Genomic DNA, 16197 nt, shown 5'->3' with positions numbered 1-16197 from the left:
TTATGCAAACAAAACTACACATATTTAAAGTCGTTGCACAACATCTAAGCTTTACTAAAGCAGCAGAACAGCTACACATCTCTCAACCTGCAATTTCAAAAACTATAAGAAACCTAGAAGAGACATATAAAACATCTTTCTTTACAAGAAAAAGAAACTCAATAAATTTAACCAAAGAAGGAAAGTCTTTTTTAATTTATGTCAATAAGATTATAGAAATTTATAATCAAATGGACGAGCAGTTTCTTTATAAGAATGAAACATTTCCGGAGACTATAAATTTAGGTGTAAGCACTACTCTATCCAATTATGTTTTACCAAAAACGATTGCTAAATTTAGAAATCAATTTCCTAATACAATTTTCAATATTATTAGCGACAATACAATTGCTATTGAAGACTTAATCCTAAGAGAGACTATTAATTTTGGAATTACCGAAGGACAAAGTTCTAATCCAAAACTGCACTATTCTAAATTTATTAAAGATGAAATTGTTTTAGTTACAAACGCCAATAACACTTCATTTTCTAAAGGTATTATTACAAAAGACACTTTGGTAAATTTACCAATAGCCCAACGTGAATCTGGATCTGGTACAAAGAGTATTATAGATTCAACGCTGAAAATAAACAATCTTAAATTAAATAATGTAGTTGTTACCTTTAATAGTACTCAAGCTATTAAAAATTATTTATATCATTCTGAAGATTACGCACTACTTTCTATAAATGCTGTTACAGAAGATTTAATAAGTAATAGACTAAAAGTAATAGACATTAAAGATTTTACTATAAATCGATGGTTTTACTTTGTAAAACGTACAGGATACATCTCAAAACAACTTGAAAACTTGGAACGTTTTATAAAAAACAGTCATAACTTTTAGTTATGCTTAATACCAAAATAATTTGGTGTTAAATTATAGCTTAACTCTAATTTTGTATCGTTTATAAAATTTAACGGTATGAAAAATAGCTTAGCAAAACTCACTTATTTATTTATAATAACACTTTCACTTTTAGGATATTTAAGCAGTTATTTAGCGCTTATATTAGGGTTTATTTTTGTCTTAATTTTTAATAATCCTTATAAGACTTATAATTCCAAAGCAATACATTTATTATTAAAAATAGCTGTTATAGGCTTAGGGTTTGGTATGTTTATTACAGAGACATTACAGACAACTAAAGATGGTTTTGGACTAACCATATTTACAATTATTCTTACATTAAGTGTTGGTATTATTTGTACTAAACTTTTAAAAATAGATTTAAAACTAGGACATCTAATCACATCCGGAACAGCAATTTGCGGTGGTAGTGCTATAGCAGCAATTGCACCTACAATTAAAGCAAAACCTAAGACAATAAGCATGGCATTAGTTATTGTTTTTTTGCTTAACTCTATTGCCTTATTTGTATTTCCTGCTTTAGGACATTATTTCAATTTATCACAAGAGCAATTTGGACTTTGGTGTGCAGTTGCTATACATGATACTAGTTCGGTTGTTGGAGCGGCAATTAACTATGGTGATGAGGCTTTAAGAATAGCAACTACCGTAAAACTATCCAGAACACTATGGATTATTCCTCTTGCTATCGTCTCGTTGTTTGCTTTTAAAAACTCTAATAAAAAAATTAAATTCCCTTTATTTATTCTCGCTTTTATTGTCGCTATTATTTTAAACAGTTATCATCTTATCCCAGAAAACATTTCTAACAACATCGTTATTATTGCCAAACGTTTATTAATAACTACTTTGTTTCTTGTAGGTACTTCAATTTCAATAAAAGACATTAAACAAACAGGAAGCAAACCTCTTATCCTTGGTGTATTACTATGGATATGCATTTCTGTATTTTCGCTTATTTATATCCTTAATTAATTAAACCTTTGTTAAAAAATAAACGTTCATTTATTTTTTAAATATCTTTGCATTGTAGAATTAAAAGTAATGGCAAAACTTCAAAAAAGCATAGACAAACGTAACACTTTAGTTAAGGCAACTATTGATTTGGTAAATAACAATGGTTTCCACGCTACACCTATGAGTAAGATTGCTAAAATGGCTAATGTATCGCCAGCAACGATCTATTTGTATTTTGAAAACAAACAAGATTTAGTAAATCAAACTTATATAGAAGTAAAAAGTGAATACACTAAATATGCGTTTAACGGTTATGATGCCAATGCACCTGTAAAAGAAGCGTTTCAATACATCTGGAATCGTATTGCAGATTTTAAGCTTAAGCAATGCGAACACGCTTTGTTTTTAGCTCAATGTGATAATACACCAATGATAGATGAAGCTAGCAGACAAGAAGGCATTAAACATTTACAACCGCTACTAGATTTATGGGCAAAAGGTAAAGCCGAAGGTATTATAAAACCATATTCAGACTATATTTTATATGCCTACGCTATAAACCCGTTAGCTTTTTTAATGTTAGCTCAAAAACGTGGCGCAATTACTTTAGATGATACCTTAATTAAAAATGCTTTTGAAGCAGCTTGGAACAGTATAAAAAAATAAAAACAACCTATGGAATTATTAGATAAATTAAATTGGAGATATGCCGCTAAGGCTATGAACGGTAAAGCCGTACCAGAAGAAAAAGTAGAACGTATTTTAGAAGCTGCACGATTAGCACCAACGTCTAGTGGTTTGCAACCTTTCGAAATTTTTGTGGTAAAAAACCAAGATATTAAAGAACAAATTAAACCAATAGCTTGGAACCAAAGAGTTATTACAGAGTGCTCTCACCTACTCGTTTTTGCAGCTTGGGACACGTACACTGCAGATCGCATTAATTACATGTTCGATTTAACCAACGATATTCGTGGTTTTAGAAACGAAGGTTGGGAAAATTACCGTCAAATGTTACTTAACGCATATCCACAAAAAGACGAAGAAGAAAACTTTAATCACGCGGCAAAACAAGCCTACATTGCATTTTCTCAAGCAATCGCAGCTGCTGCTTTTGAAGGTGTAGATGCAACACCAATTGAAGGTTTTGATCCTGAAGCTGTAGATAAAATTTTAGGCTTACGCGAAAAAGGCTTACGTAGTGCAGTATTGTTACCGCTTGGTTATAGAGAAGAAGAAAATGATTGGTTGGTAAATCTTGTAAAGGTTAGAAAACCTATGGAAGATTTAGTAACCGTAATTGACTAATTAAAAAAAGAGAAAGAAAATGAACAATTTTGAATTTAAAAATCCTACCAAAATCATTTTTGGAAAGGATTCAATAGAAAAACTAAAAAATCAAATACCAGAAGATGCCAAAGTATTAATGCTTTATGGTGGTGGTAGTATTAAAAAGAATGGTATTTACGATAAAGTAAAAACCGCTTTAGCTAATGTAGATGTTACCGAGTTTGGTGGTATTCCTGCAAATCCAGAATATGATATTTTAATGAACGCTTTAAATGTCATTAAAGAAGAAAACATTACCTATTTATTAGCTGTTGGTGGCGGTTCTGTAATTGATGGAACAAAATTTTTATCGGCTGCAGCAGTTTACGACGGTGATACACCTTGGGATATCTTAATAAACAAAGTACGTACAGAAAATGGTATGCCATTTGGTACCGTATTAACCTTACCTGCTACAGGATCTGAAATGAATTCTGGCGCAGTTATTACCAGAGAAGAAACTAAAGAAAAATTAGCTATGGGCGGACCTGGTTTATTTCCGCAGTTTTCAATATTAGATCCTTCGGTAATTACTTCTATTCCACAACGTCAATTGGCAAACGGAATAACAGATGCCTTTACACATGTATTAGAACAATACATGACCTACCCTATTGGTGCCTTATTACAAGATAGATTTGCCGAAAGTATTATGCAAACCTTAGTAGACGTTGCACCAAAAGTACTAGAAGACCCAACAGATTTTAAAGCGGCTTCTAACTTTATGTGGAGTTGTACTATGGCACTAAACGGACTTATACAACAAGGCGTTCCTACAGATTGGGCTATCCATATGATGGGACACGAATTAACTGCTTTATTTGGTATAGATCACGCCAGAACATTAGCAGTAATTACACCTAGCCATTACAAATATAATTTTGAAGCTAAGAAAGAAAAATTAGCTCAATACGCAGAACGTGTTTGGAATGTAACCGAAGGAAGCATTGATGATAAAGCTTATGCTGCTATTGAAAAAACCGAAGCGTTTTTCCATCAATTAGGTATAGATACTAAATTATCTGATTACACAGATAAGTATGAAGGTACTGCTGAAGAAATTGAAAAACGTTTTGAAGATCGTGGCTGGAAACTTGGTGAAAAACAAGAATTATTACCAGCAGATGCCAAGAAAATAGTAACTATGGCATACTAAATTAAAACATTAAAAAGTTTGATTATATAGCGAAACAGAGATTTAAACTCATTTTAAATCTCTGTTTTTTTATTAATTATTACAAATATTTACTAAACCGTACTAAACTGTTAAGACTTAATTAAATATTACATGAGTATTTGTTAGTCTTTCCTAACCTTTGTTGCTTTGTAAAAAATATTGAAACTATGACAATTTTTGTAGACATGGACGATGTACTTGCCGATACTTACGGTAAGCACATAGAATTATACAATAAAGAACACAAACAAGAGCTTTCTTTAGCTCATATTGAATCTGGTGAAGTATGGCATAATGTACCAGAAATTCACCAAGAAAGTATTTTACAACACGCTTACCAAGACGGTTTTTTCAGAAATTTAGAGCCTATAAAAGATGCTATCCAAGTTATGGAAGCGTTATATAACAAACACGAAGTGTATATCGCTACTGCTGCGACTCAGTTTCCAAATTCATTAAAAGAAAAAAGCGATTGGCTAGACCAATATATGCCATTTATTACTTGGCAACATCGAATTATGTGTGGTCATAAATTTATATTAAAAGGTGATTTGCTAATAGACGACCGTACTTACAATTTAGAAAAGTTTGATGGTGATACATTATTATTTAACTCACCACATAATATTAACGATACTGGATATACCAGAGTATCTAGTTGGCTAGAAATTGCAGAACGTTTGTTATAATACAAACTAATAAAAGTTAAATTTCATACAGCTCAATAGGTAAGTTATCAGGATCATTAAAGAATGTAAATTTCTTGTTGGTAAACGGATCTATCCTAACACCTTCATGTGTAATATTTTTGGAATTCAAGTATTGTAAACTTTCCTCTAAATTATTTACACCAAAAGCAATATGACGTAATCCTGTCGCTTCTGGTTGCGATACGCGTTTTGGCGGATTAGGAAACGAAAATAACTCTATTATATATTGATTGTTTAATGCTAAATCTAACTTGTAAGAATCTCGGTCTTTACGATAAACTTCATTTTTTATGCTAAAACCAAGAATATCTGTATAAAATACTTTTGACACTTCGTAATTTGAACAGATTATGGCAATATGATGAATGGACTGTAACTGCATTATGAATTGAAATTAGGTAAAACAATATCGGAAATTTTATTTATCGCCTCATCCAAAGGTGTATCAGATTTTCGTAAATGTAATGCCATGTGGTTTACACCTGCCTCTTCGTAGGCTTTTAATAATTCGGTTAAATGATTAATACCAATTGCACCACCAAATCGATGTGGTTTAAATGTGGCATCATCATCTTGTAACAGATTTAAATGAAATGCCGAAATATAAGGTTTGCAAGCCTGATCTGTATCGTATAACGCTTCGCACCATCGTTTTCGGTTTAAATAGGTTTCTTCTGGTGTTCTTGGGTAATTAAACCAACCATTAGCATTTTTGGCAATCCACTCAAGACTTTGTCCGGAATGTCCTGCAACAACTAGCGGAATTTGATGTTTTGGCTTCGGGTATACCGCAACACCTTTATTTAAAAATGGATATATAGTCGATAAATCGCTGTTGGTTTTCCATGCTTCTTGCATAATATTAAGATGATCTCTAAACAATTTTGGTCGCTCTTGATAATCTATGCCATACATAGGAAACTCAACAGGTCTATCACCCAAACCCAAGCCTAAAATAAGTCGGCTATCACTTAGATGTTCTATAGTAGCAGTTGCTTTTGCTAGTTTTATAGGTTGATGTAATGGTGAAACTATTGCAGCTGTACCTAACAACATATTTTTAGTTGCGGCAGATAAATATCCTAAATAACTTAAGGTGTCAAATAACTGTGCACCATCACCAAAATTAGGATCGTAAACGGGTACTTCTCTAATCCAAACTGCAGCAAAACCAGCCTTATCAATTTGTTTAACGTACTGTAAATGCTTGTTTATATCTGGCACGCCAAATGGTCTACCGTCTTCCTTTCGTTTTTTATCGCCTTCTAAAGACCAATCGTTATCTAAAGGAAACTCAATACCTAGTGTCATTTTGCCTGGTGTGTAGAGTTTATCAAAATTTTTCATAGCATTTTTTTTGAATTCAATAACATCAGGTAACTATACAGCTACCTGATGTTGTTTTATTAAGCATTCCAGATACTGTCTGCGGTATACGGACCGTTTTCAACTTCCCAAAATGTACCATCTATAAAACGATGATTTTTATCTAAAGCTTCAATACGTTTAATATCGTCTTCATTCAATTCAAAATGAATGGTGTCAAAGTTTTCTTGTAGACGTTTTGGGTTAACCGATTTTGGTATGACTGAAACACCACGTTGTATATCCCAAGCCAAAAGTACTTGTGCGGCAGTCATGCTATTAGCAGTTGCGATGTCGTTAATAGTCTTGTTTTTCAACAAAATTAATTCGTCATCATCATTTGCACCAGAACCAATTGGTGCATAAGCTGTCATGTGAATGCGATGTGTTTTAGCAAATTCTAACAGTTCGTTTTGTTGTAAAAACGGATGCACTTCTACCTGAAGCATTTCTGGTAAATGTTTAGCATGATCAATAATATTTATCAAATCATTTTGGTTGAAATTACTCATCCCAATATGCTTGGTTAAGCCTTGCTCTAAAGCATCTTCCATACCTTTCCATGTGTCCGTAAGAGGTTTGTCTTCAAGCGGAATAAATTCTTCTGCTGTTTTAGGAAACTCGACACCTTTTTTAAAGGCAACTGGCCAATGGATGAGATATAAATCTAAATACTCTAACTGTAAATCGTTTAAGGTGTTTTGTAACGCAGGAATAACGTTTTCTCTTCCATGAGAATCGCTCCATAATTTTGAAGTAATCCATAAGTCTTCACGTGTAACAATACCTTCTTTAATGGCATCTGCAATCGCGTTTCCCACTTCTTTTTCGTTACCATATACTGAAGCACAATCAATATGTCTATATCCAATTTTTATAGCTTCGTATACAGACGTGTACACTTCATTAGGTTCTGATCTAAAGGTACCAAGACCTAAGATTGGAATTTCGTCGTTATTTCTAAATTGTAAAGTTTTCATTGTTCTAAAGTTTTTCTTTTTTGTATAAAATCAAAGTGATTAAAAAGCCGACTATTACTAATATGCTTCCAACCCAAGGTGTTGCGCCAACACCAAGCGAAGATTCAACAATAAGTCCACCAACATAAGCGCCAATTGCAATACCTACATTAAAGGCTGCTATATTTAAAGCAGATGAAACATCTTCGGTACCTGGTAAATATTTTTCAGACATTTTTACCACATACAATTGTAAAGCAGGCACATTAGAAAAAGCTAATATGCCCATAAAAAATAGTGTAACAACCGACCATATTTGGCTAGATGCTGTAAAATAAAGTATAAATAATACTATAGCTTGTAAGGCAAACATCACCATTAAGGCTTTTCCTGGCTTTTTGTTAGATACTTTACCACCAATAACATTTCCTAACGCTATTGCGATACCGTAAACTAGTAATAAAATACTCGTCATATTTCCTGAAAAACCAGTAACTTCTTCTAATAATGGTGCTAAATAAGTAAAGGTTACAAAAGTACCACCATAACCTAAAGCTGTGATAGCAAGCACAAGTAAAATAGAACGATTTTTAAGTACTTTTAACTGATCTACAATACGAAGTGGTTTTGATGTTTTAATCGACGCTGGTACCAATAAGTAACTTGCTACTGCACCAATAATTCCTAAAATAGCAACACTTATAAAGGTGGCACGCCATCCAATATTTTGACCTATATAGGTTCCTAATGGTACACCTGTAACGATTGCTACAGTTAAACCAGCAAACATTATAGAAATAGCAGAAGCACGTTTATCTTCCGGTACTAAACTAGCCGCAATAGTTGAGCCTATTGAAAAGAACACACCATGCGCAAAACCTGTTAAGATTCTTGCTAAAATTAGTAAGATAAAACTTGGTGCAATAGCTGCCAATCCGTTACCAATTATAAACAATAGCATTATAGCAATTAGCAGACGTTTTCTTGCTATTTGACTTGTTAAAGCGGTTAATACTGGCGCACCAATTGCAACACCAACTGCGTATAAACTGACTAATAAACCTGCAGAGGATATTGAGGTGTTTAAATCGTTTGCTACTGTTGGCAGTAAGCCAACAATAACAAACTCTGTAGTTCCTATACCAAATGCACTAATGGTTAATGCCCATAATGCTGCTGGTAAACTTTTACGTTTAGATTTAGCTTTTAGAGTTGCTGTTTGCGTTTTCATTTTTAGTGTTTATCCTCTAAAAGTTCTACAATTTTTTCTGCTGTTAATTTTGCAGAAGCAGGATTTTGACCTGTTACTAAACGTTCATCTACGCTTACTTTTTCCTGCCACATAGCTGCTTTATCTACAGTCGCACCACGTTCAATAAGTTTATCTTCTAATAAAAATGGCACCACGTTTTCTAATTTTACATTAGCTTCTTCTTCATTAGTAAATACGCTTACCGTTTTACCTTCAACTAAATAATTACCATTAGATAATTTAATATTTACTAAAGCCGAAGGACCATGACAAACAGCTGCTACAACACCGTCGTTTTCATAAATTTTTGCAGCAATTTTTGCTAGCTTTTTATTGTTTGGAAAATCCCACATTGTGCCATGTCCGCCAGCATAATAAATGGCATCGTAATCTTTAGCTTTTACTTTTGAAACTTTTAATGTGTTTTGAAGTTTATTCTGAAATGTTGAATCATTCCAATATTTATTATTCACTTCATCTTTAAGATCGAAACCATCTACTGGTGGATTGCCGCCTTCTGGACTTACTAAGGTTATTTCATAATTATTAGCTTCAAAAACCTCGTAAGCATGGGTAACTTCACTTAAATAATAACCAGTGTCTTTACCTGTATCACCTAATTCTTGATGACTAGATAGCACCATTAATACGCTTGGTTTGTCTTGTTGTGTTTGTGCTATTAAGGCAATGCTAAAAAGCAAAGCGATTGCTGAGAAATAAAATTTTGTTTTCATTGTTTTGTTTTTTGTTTTAAAATTCTGGTACAAAATTCAATGAAAAGCACTACTTGTGCGAGGATGTATGTCACGATTTTAAAGTGATGTATGGCAACAAAAAAATGTGATGTAAATCACTTTTTTAACCTTTAAAGCGACTCAAGGTTTCTCTAGATACACCTAAATAGGCTGCAATCAGCTTTTTAGGTATGCGCTGTACTAATTTTGGCAGTTTAAATAATAAAGCGTCGTAACGTTCTTCGGCAGTTTGTGTTAATAAAGACAGGATACGTTGCTGCAAACCAATAAATCCGTAATTAGATTTTATTCGGAAGAAATTTGCCATAGCAGGTATTTTTTTACAAATGGTTTCACGACTTTCTAAAGACAAACAGAAAAACTCAGAATCTTCAATACAATCTACAAAAATTGTGGCAGGTATTTGATGCTGAAATGCGTAGTAGTCGCTAACCCAATAGTCTTCCATAGCAAACTGAAGAATGTGCTCGCTACCTTTTTCATCTACAGCATAAGATTTTATTAGTCCGTTGATAATCCAAAATTCGCAATCTACAGGTTGTCCTGTTTGAATTAAAAACTGATGCTTTTTAAGTTTTTTATGTTCAAAATGAGGTACTATAAAATTCCACTCTTCATCTGTAAGTGTTACAATTTCTTCAAAGTGTTGCCTTAAGAGTTGGTATTTGTCTAGCATGCTGCAAAAATAGAAATTATAAAGTTAGAATTCTATACGCTTCAAATTCAATTTCCTGATAGTTTTCTTACGCCCATTGGCTCAAACTTTTTTAAAATTGGTTTCCACTTATTTAATATAACGTTCATGGTGTGAACTAAAGAACATACATTTGGATTACCCTGCAAGAGGCGAAATGTTATAAATTTGTAATATGAATTACACCGAAAAAACATATTACTACGACTACGACAGTCCTGTCATAAAAGATATTATAAAAAACGTCGAACATTTAACTTGTCAGCAAGAGATTATAGAACAATTGTATCTAAAGGTTAGAGATGGTTGGCGTTATTTACCTTTTAATATTGGTTTAACAAAAGCACATTTTAAAGCCAGTAATATTGCAAAAAAACCAGATGGACATTGCATAGACAAAGCCATTTTATACATTGCATGCTTACGCGCTTTTAATATTCCTGCAAGGTTGCATTTGGCTAAAGTATCTAACCATATTGCTACTGAGCGTTTAGAAAAAGTGATTGGAACTAACGAGCTTGCACCTCATGGTTTGGTGGATGTATTTTATAATGGCAGATGGGTTAAATGTTCGCCTGCGTTTAATAAAGAACTATGTGCTATTTATAATGTAGATGTTTTAGATTTTAATGGAACCGAAGATGCTGTGATGCAAGAATACAATAAAGACGACCATAAATTTATGACCTACATTGAAGATTATGGTCATTTTGAAGATGTGCCATTAGAATTTATAAAGGACACATTTAAATCAAATTATCCTAGTCTTTATGAAAGATTTAAAGGTCAGGATCATATTAAAATATAAGAATGGTTTGCAATCAGAACTAAGTCAAATACAAGCCTTTTTAAACTTTTTATAAAAATTATTCATTCTGTAATTACACAATTTACATCCAAATCATAATAATTTGTTCCAGAATATTTCTTAAAAAAGAAAACTCGCGAATGTTTTCTAGTATAAAAAGTTAAAAAACATTTTCAAAAAAAGATTTAAACAGTGTAAAAACTTATATTCGCGCCCATTATGTGGATGTATTTAGGGCTATTAGCTGCACTTTTTTTAGGTTTACACAACTTGTGTAAAAAACATGCGGTACGCGGTAACGAATCTTTCCCTGTACTACTAGGTACGGTAACTTTCGGATTTATATTTATTGCCACTTTCTATGTATTATCTGTTTTTTATCCAGAGTATGCACAGCAACATGGCTATAATTTTCAAAATATATCTTGGTCTCAACACGGGTTTATAGTAATAAAGTCTTTAATTATGGCTGGATCATGGCTTCTAGCCTATCAAGCTTTAAAACATTTACCAATTACTATTGTAACACCAATTAGGTCTGCTGGTCCTTTTTTTACGTTTATTGGTGCAATTTTTATATATAAAGAAGCACCTAATGCTTATCAATGGGTTGGTTTTTTTCTTATCATTTTTTCGGTACTTCTTTATTCTAAAATAGGAAAAAAGGAAGGTATTGTTTTTAAGAAAAACAAATACATTTTCGCTATTATTGGTGCCACATTTTTAGGTGCTAGTAGCGGTTTATATGATAAATTTTTAATTCAGAGTTTAAATTTAAATCCACAAACATTACAATTTTGGTTTTGCTTTTACACCATTATTATTTTAATATTAATCTTAAGCATAACTTGGTTTCCTTATAAGCATAAACGAGCTGCTTTTAAATTTAGGTGGAGCATAATTGCTGTTGGTATTTTACTTCAAGCTGCAGATTATTTCTATTTTAAAGCTCTACAAGATCCAGAAGCATTAATTATGATTCTTTCTGCAATAAAACGAAGCCAAATTTTGATTGCTGTTTTGGTAGGAGGCATCATTTTTAAAGAACAAAATAAGCGAAAAAAACTAGTGCCTCTTTTTGGGATTTTACTTGGTGTATTTTTAATATTATATGCTTAAAGGTTATTTTATTAATTATTCTAGAAGTTAGTTAAAAATAATCATTTTAGTTGCATATTCTAAACACTATAACAGGATTAAGAGATCTTACATTTTAACTTTAATTAGATTACAAAAAAGTTTTAACACTTTAATTTATAGCAATTTAGAATATTTCTATGTAAAATTATTTAAGAAAAGCTTAATCTTTTTCAATAACATTAGTAACTTACGTAAGTCTAAACTTAGATTAATTGTTAAGGACAAATTATTTTCAATTACACAAACCACTGTGAGCTTTTTAAATCAAAAGATATTCAACAAAATATCTATTATAAACATATTTATAATAGTTTGTTTTATGGCCTCTATTTTTTTAAGTCTATTTAAAGAAAAAGACTCTTTAATTTACACTTTACCCTTAACAGTTATATGTTTATTAATTAAATATATTTCTGTTAAAAACACTAAAACACACATGCTTTATGAACTAAGTTTAGTTTGTGTTATAATTGCTGATGTATTGATTTTTTCTAATTTTAAAACCAATTTTATCTACATAACCCTTTTAAATGGATTGTTTTTACTATGTAATCTAGCTGTTTTAAAACGCTATTTACATGAGCAGAAAATAAAAAAAATTTTAACGCCTTCTGTTTTAATTAGTGTTGCGCTTGTGGCTTATGTGTTTTTTTATGTGCTTCGATTACTAATTGAAACATTACCCAACAACCAAGTATTTTTTGCGTTTTGTACAATGTCTTTTTTTGCAGCTTTTTTTATAGTTATAGCTCTTATTTATTTAAGTCAATTATACCAAAATGGACTAATTTTACTAATTGCAGGTATTTCTTATTTCTTTCAAATGTTTTTTAGTTTGATTAATGAATTTTTACATTATGACAAGATATTTACAACTCTTATTGTAATAAGTCATATAGTCGCTTTGTTTTTACTTACTAAATTTATTTCTGTTACAAAGCCTACAGATACTCAAATCTCTATTGATTAACTTGAAACCAAAATGGTTTATTTCCTGACGTATCAGTGTTTTTTGTATAAATAATACATCCAATCTTTAACTGGCTATATAATTTTAACAAGATCATTAGCTTATTTGTTCACTCCTAGATAGTAGATAGGAATAATTACCTTATAAATATTTAACGTAAACTTATGCCATATACTCTATTAATATAATTAGCAAGTTTTCCTTGTGTAATGGCTTCGTCTGTTAATTTATAAGTAATTTTATTATGTTTTTCTTCGATAAGCAATTAGGTGTAAGCTATTGCTTAAGCTGCTCTACTAGTGTAAGTACACTTGCTTTTTTCCGGCAGAATTTCGTGTTTCACCGTCTTTAATATAGATAAATATGTTCCTAAAAATGTCAAATATTAAACCTACTTCTATAGCAAATTTATTGCACTTTCAATTTGCAATTGCGCCATATCTAGTATTGCATCGTTTTTAGGTTTAATAATTGATAGTTCTGTGCACGCCAAAACAATGGTGTGTTTTAATGCGTATGTATTACATAAATTGAAGTACGAATCCATTAAATCATCGGTTTCGGTATGATTGTAAATAGCTTGTCTTACAGTATCAATAAGCTTCATTTCTGATGCATTAGGTACTAAAACATCTATATTATGAGCATTTAAAGCGTCTTTTATATAATTTGAAGACATGGTATATATAGAACCAAACACTACAACTTTATTTAATTGTTTAGCCTTAATAGCATTTATTGTTAAATGAATAGGATGAATAATTTGTTGTGGAATTAACATCTCATCTAGCGTTTCATGAAGTGTAATATTAGGAATTAATACATGTGAAGCTTTAAATGATTGGATGGCTGAAAATGATGGTTGTAATACGTCTTTTAGAGCTTTTGAAGGTTTAGGAAGTAATGTGTTTATTGCATGAAAGTTAACGTTATACAGTACCAACGGACAGGTACTATAACCACCAAACTTGGCATTATATTCTTTATTAAGCGATTGTAAATAAAAGGCTGTAGACCGACTTCCTAATCCTAAAACCACTAGTGTATTATTACTCATAACTAATGGCGTTTTAAGATATAATCTGCAAAATAAGCTTTGCTGTCTAAAATTTTATCTTCTATTGTAAAATCGGTATTTGCAATAACACTATGAATTAATTTATCATTATACTTTCTTGAAATTTCGGTGTGAATTTTTTCACCTTCATCAAAATCAAACGTAGCATTCATAGCTTTAATGCTTACTGTTTGCGCTTTTGTGCTTAAAATATAGCTTTCAGCAATACCTTTAACGGCATCATATTTTGGAAGATGTTCAAAATTATCTAAATTAAAATTGGCTTCTAACTCGTTGTTAATTCGCTCTAAAATATTTAAATTGAATTGTGCTGTAATGCCTTTAGAATCGTTATAAGCTGGTAATACGATATCTTCAGATTTTATTAAATCTACACCCAATAAAAGCATATCATTTTTTTGAAGGTTAGCACTTAAATTATAAATGAATTGTTGCGCTATTACATCATCCATATTGCCAATATTAGAACCTAAAAACAAAATAACCTTTGGTTTATTATTGTGTTTTAATGATGCCAAAACCTCAAAATAATCACCTTGTTTTGGTGTTACAGCTACATTTGGTAAAGTTTTATTTAAATCTTTTTGTAATAACTGTAATGCATTTGCCGAAATATCTATAGGTATATATTCAAAATTAAAATGCTGATCTATCAAAGCTTTAAGCAAATGTTTGGTTTTTAACCCATCGCCAGCACCAAGTTCAATAAGTTCAAAATGGATATTGGTTTTTAACTGCAAAGCCTCAATTAAAGCGTTTGTTTTGTTTTGAAAAATTTCTAACTCGCATCGTGTTAAATAGTACTCTGGCAAGTTCATTATTTCTACAAAAAGCGCATCGCCTTTTTTATCATAAAAGTATTTTGAAGGCAATGTTTTAAGAGGTTGCTCTAAACCTTTCCTAACGTCTTCTTTAAATGTATTTGTCATCTATTTTACAAGTCTAATTCCTGTGTATTGCCAGCGTTGTGCTGGATTAAAAAAATTGCGATACGTTGGTCTGCTATGGTTTTTAGACGTTGCAACAGAAGCACCTCTTAACACCATTTTACTGCTCATAAATTTTCCGTTATACTCACCTACTGCCCCATTTTCTTTTACAAAGTTTGGGTATGGTAAATAAGCGCTATTTGTCCATTCCCAGCGTTTTCCCCAATCAAATTTTCGTGATGCAATTTCCCATTCAAATTCTGTAGGCAATCGCATACCTTTCCATTCTGCAAACGCTTGCGCTTCAAAAAAACTAACATGACTTACTAGTGCTAACGGATCTACCTTTTGCAATCCAGCTAAGGTATATTGGTACCATTCATCATCTTTTTTATGCCAATATAAAGGTGCTTTAATGTTGTTTTGGTTTACCCATGTCCAACCTTCATCTAACCAAAGATTAAAATCTGAATACGCACCAGAATTCATAAATTCTAAATACTCACCATTTGTCACCAAATGGGTATGTATTTCAAAATCATTTAAGTGTACTTGATGCACGCCTAATTCATTATCATAACAAAAATCATCACCTTGATAACCAACGGTATAATTACCTGCGTTTATGGATACCAATGCATCATCTGTATTGTAGTCTTTCACTAAATTATAGTCGGAATTAAACACAGGAAATAACGGATTATGACCCAGCATGTATTTAACATCGGTTAACAAAAGTTCTTGATGTTGTTGCTCATGATTTAAACCAAGCGTAACCAAGTCTAACAGTCTTTTATTGGTTGTAGCGTTTAAAAGTGTCATCATGTGTTTATCTACATAACTTCTGTATTCAAACACTTTATCAATACTTGGTCTAGACATATTGCCTCTGTTGGCTTGCAAAATACGAGAGCCAACATTATTGTAATAACTATTGAACAAAAAGTTGAAATCATCATCAAACACCTTATAATTTTTACTGTATATGTTTAGAATAAATGTTTCAAAAAACCAAGTAGTATGTGCTAAATGCCATTTTGCTGGACTTGCAAATTGTACCACTTGAATTGAAAAATCTTCAATAGTTAAATGTTTGCAAAAAGAGAGTGTTTCTTGCCGTATTTGCTGATATTTTGTGCTTAATGTCATTATTCTAATCCTTT

General features: G+C 31.6%; 18 protein-coding genes. 9 read left to right on the top strand and 9 right to left on the bottom strand.

Annotated features, from left to right (window positions below; translation table 11 throughout):
* Positions 1 to 2: 2 nt before the first annotated feature.
* From ACEQT4_RS10150 to ACEQT4_RS10125, 6 genes are all read left to right on the top strand, one after another.
* The gene (locus ACEQT4_RS10150) at positions 3 to 887 is read left to right on the top strand and encodes a LysR substrate-binding domain-containing protein (RefSeq protein WP_370227449.1); all 885 of its coding nucleotides are present in this window, start codon (positions 3 to 5) and stop codon (positions 885 to 887) included.
* A 78-nt stretch (positions 888 to 965) separates the two neighbouring features.
* Complete coding sequence (locus ACEQT4_RS10145; RefSeq protein ID WP_370227447.1) at positions 966 to 1886, top strand: YeiH family protein; 921 nt, start codon at positions 966 to 968, stop codon at positions 1884 to 1886.
* Between the two features lie 69 nt (positions 1887 to 1955).
* Entirely contained in the window at positions 1956 to 2534 is a 579-nt protein-coding gene (locus tag ACEQT4_RS10140; RefSeq protein WP_370227445.1) for a TetR/AcrR family transcriptional regulator, read from the top strand.
* Between the two features lie 9 nt (positions 2535 to 2543).
* Positions 2544 to 3176, top strand: coding sequence for a nitroreductase family protein (locus ACEQT4_RS10135; RefSeq protein ID WP_370227443.1), 633 nt, complete (start codon positions 2544 to 2546; stop codon positions 3174 to 3176).
* Positions 3177 to 3195: 19 nt separating this feature from the next.
* On the top strand, positions 3196 to 4353 hold the full coding sequence (locus tag ACEQT4_RS10130; RefSeq protein WP_370227441.1) for an iron-containing alcohol dehydrogenase: 1158 nt from the start codon (positions 3196 to 3198) through the stop codon (positions 4351 to 4353).
* A 188-nt stretch (positions 4354 to 4541) separates the two neighbouring features.
* Positions 4542 to 5063, top strand: a complete 522-nt coding sequence (locus tag ACEQT4_RS10125; protein WP_370227439.1) for a 5'(3')-deoxyribonucleotidase — start codon at positions 4542 to 4544, stop codon at positions 5061 to 5063.
* A 16-nt stretch (positions 5064 to 5079) separates the two neighbouring features.
* Here ACEQT4_RS10125 and ACEQT4_RS10120 read toward each other — a convergent pair whose 3' ends face one another.
* The 6 genes from ACEQT4_RS10120 to ACEQT4_RS10095 all read right to left on the bottom strand — a co-directional run bounded on the left by ACEQT4_RS10120 (position 5080) and on the right by ACEQT4_RS10095 (position 10091).
* On the bottom strand, positions 5080 to 5466 hold the full coding sequence (locus tag ACEQT4_RS10120; protein ID WP_370227437.1) for a VOC family protein: 387 nt from the start codon (positions 5464 to 5466) through the stop codon (positions 5080 to 5082).
* Positions 5466 to 6431 carry a TIGR03571 family LLM class oxidoreductase gene (locus ACEQT4_RS10115; RefSeq protein ID WP_370227435.1) on the bottom strand — a complete coding sequence of 322 codons (966 nt, stop codon included), beginning with the start codon at positions 6429 to 6431 and terminating at the stop codon, positions 5466 to 5468. Before ACEQT4_RS10115 ends, ACEQT4_RS10120 begins: the two co-directional genes overlap by 1 nt.
* A gap of 59 nt (positions 6432 to 6490) precedes the next feature.
* Positions 6491 to 7429: an aldo/keto reductase gene (locus tag ACEQT4_RS10110; protein WP_370227433.1), complete on the bottom strand. Its 939-nt coding sequence runs from the start codon at positions 7427 to 7429 to the stop codon at positions 6491 to 6493.
* A 4-nt stretch (positions 7430 to 7433) separates the two neighbouring features.
* Positions 7434 to 8639, bottom strand: a complete 1206-nt coding sequence (locus tag ACEQT4_RS10105; RefSeq protein ID WP_370227431.1) for an MFS transporter — start codon at positions 8637 to 8639, stop codon at positions 7434 to 7436.
* Between the two features lie 2 nt (positions 8640 to 8641).
* Positions 8642 to 9394 (bottom strand): type 1 glutamine amidotransferase domain-containing protein, encoded by a 753-nt coding sequence (locus ACEQT4_RS10100; RefSeq protein WP_027880629.1) that lies wholly within the window; start codon positions 9392 to 9394, stop codon positions 8642 to 8644.
* Between the two features lie 124 nt (positions 9395 to 9518).
* Positions 9519 to 10091 carry a Crp/Fnr family transcriptional regulator gene (locus tag ACEQT4_RS10095; protein WP_370227429.1) on the bottom strand — a complete coding sequence of 191 codons (573 nt, stop codon included), beginning with the start codon at positions 10089 to 10091 and terminating at the stop codon, positions 9519 to 9521.
* A 193-nt stretch (positions 10092 to 10284) separates the two neighbouring features.
* Between ACEQT4_RS10095 and ACEQT4_RS10090 the strand changes: the two genes are divergently transcribed.
* The 3 genes from ACEQT4_RS10090 (at position 10285) to ACEQT4_RS10080 (ending at position 13027) form a co-directional block, all read left to right on the top strand.
* The gene (locus ACEQT4_RS10090) at positions 10285 to 10917 is read left to right on the top strand and encodes a transglutaminase family protein (protein WP_370227427.1); all 633 of its coding nucleotides are present in this window, start codon (positions 10285 to 10287) and stop codon (positions 10915 to 10917) included.
* A 219-nt stretch (positions 10918 to 11136) separates the two neighbouring features.
* The gene (locus tag ACEQT4_RS10085) at positions 11137 to 12036 is read left to right on the top strand and encodes an EamA family transporter (RefSeq protein WP_370227425.1); all 900 of its coding nucleotides are present in this window, start codon (positions 11137 to 11139) and stop codon (positions 12034 to 12036) included.
* 340 nt (positions 12037 to 12376) lie between these two features.
* Positions 12377 to 13027, top strand: coding sequence for a hypothetical protein (locus tag ACEQT4_RS10080; RefSeq protein WP_370227423.1), 651 nt, complete (start codon positions 12377 to 12379; stop codon positions 13025 to 13027).
* Between the two features lie 397 nt (positions 13028 to 13424).
* On the opposite strand, the gene ACEQT4_RS10075 is transcribed toward ACEQT4_RS10080, so the two are convergent.
* The 3 genes from ACEQT4_RS10075 to egtB are packed head-to-tail and all read right to left on the bottom strand — an operon-like array spanning position 13425 to position 16183.
* Positions 13425 to 14084, bottom strand: a complete 660-nt coding sequence (locus ACEQT4_RS10075; RefSeq protein ID WP_370227421.1) for an aspartate/glutamate racemase family protein — start codon at positions 14082 to 14084, stop codon at positions 13425 to 13427.
* A gap of 2 nt (positions 14085 to 14086) precedes the next feature.
* On the bottom strand, positions 14087 to 15034 hold the full coding sequence (gene egtD / locus ACEQT4_RS10070) for an L-histidine N(alpha)-methyltransferase (protein WP_370227419.1): 948 nt from the start codon (positions 15032 to 15034) through the stop codon (positions 14087 to 14089).
* Positions 15035 to 16183 carry an ergothioneine biosynthesis protein EgtB gene (gene egtB, locus ACEQT4_RS10065; RefSeq protein WP_370227417.1) on the bottom strand — a complete coding sequence of 383 codons (1149 nt, stop codon included), beginning with the start codon at positions 16181 to 16183 and terminating at the stop codon, positions 15035 to 15037. It abuts the gene before it with no gap.
* Between the last annotated feature and the right edge of the window lie 14 nt (positions 16184 to 16197).

Source organism: Mesoflavibacter sp. (assembly GCF_964226795.1).
GTDB classification, from domain to species: Bacteria; Bacteroidota; Bacteroidia; order Flavobacteriales; family Flavobacteriaceae; genus Mesoflavibacter; species Mesoflavibacter zeaxanthinifaciens.
Note: the sequence above shows the minus strand (reverse complement) of the source record. Positions and strands in the feature narration are given on the sequence as shown.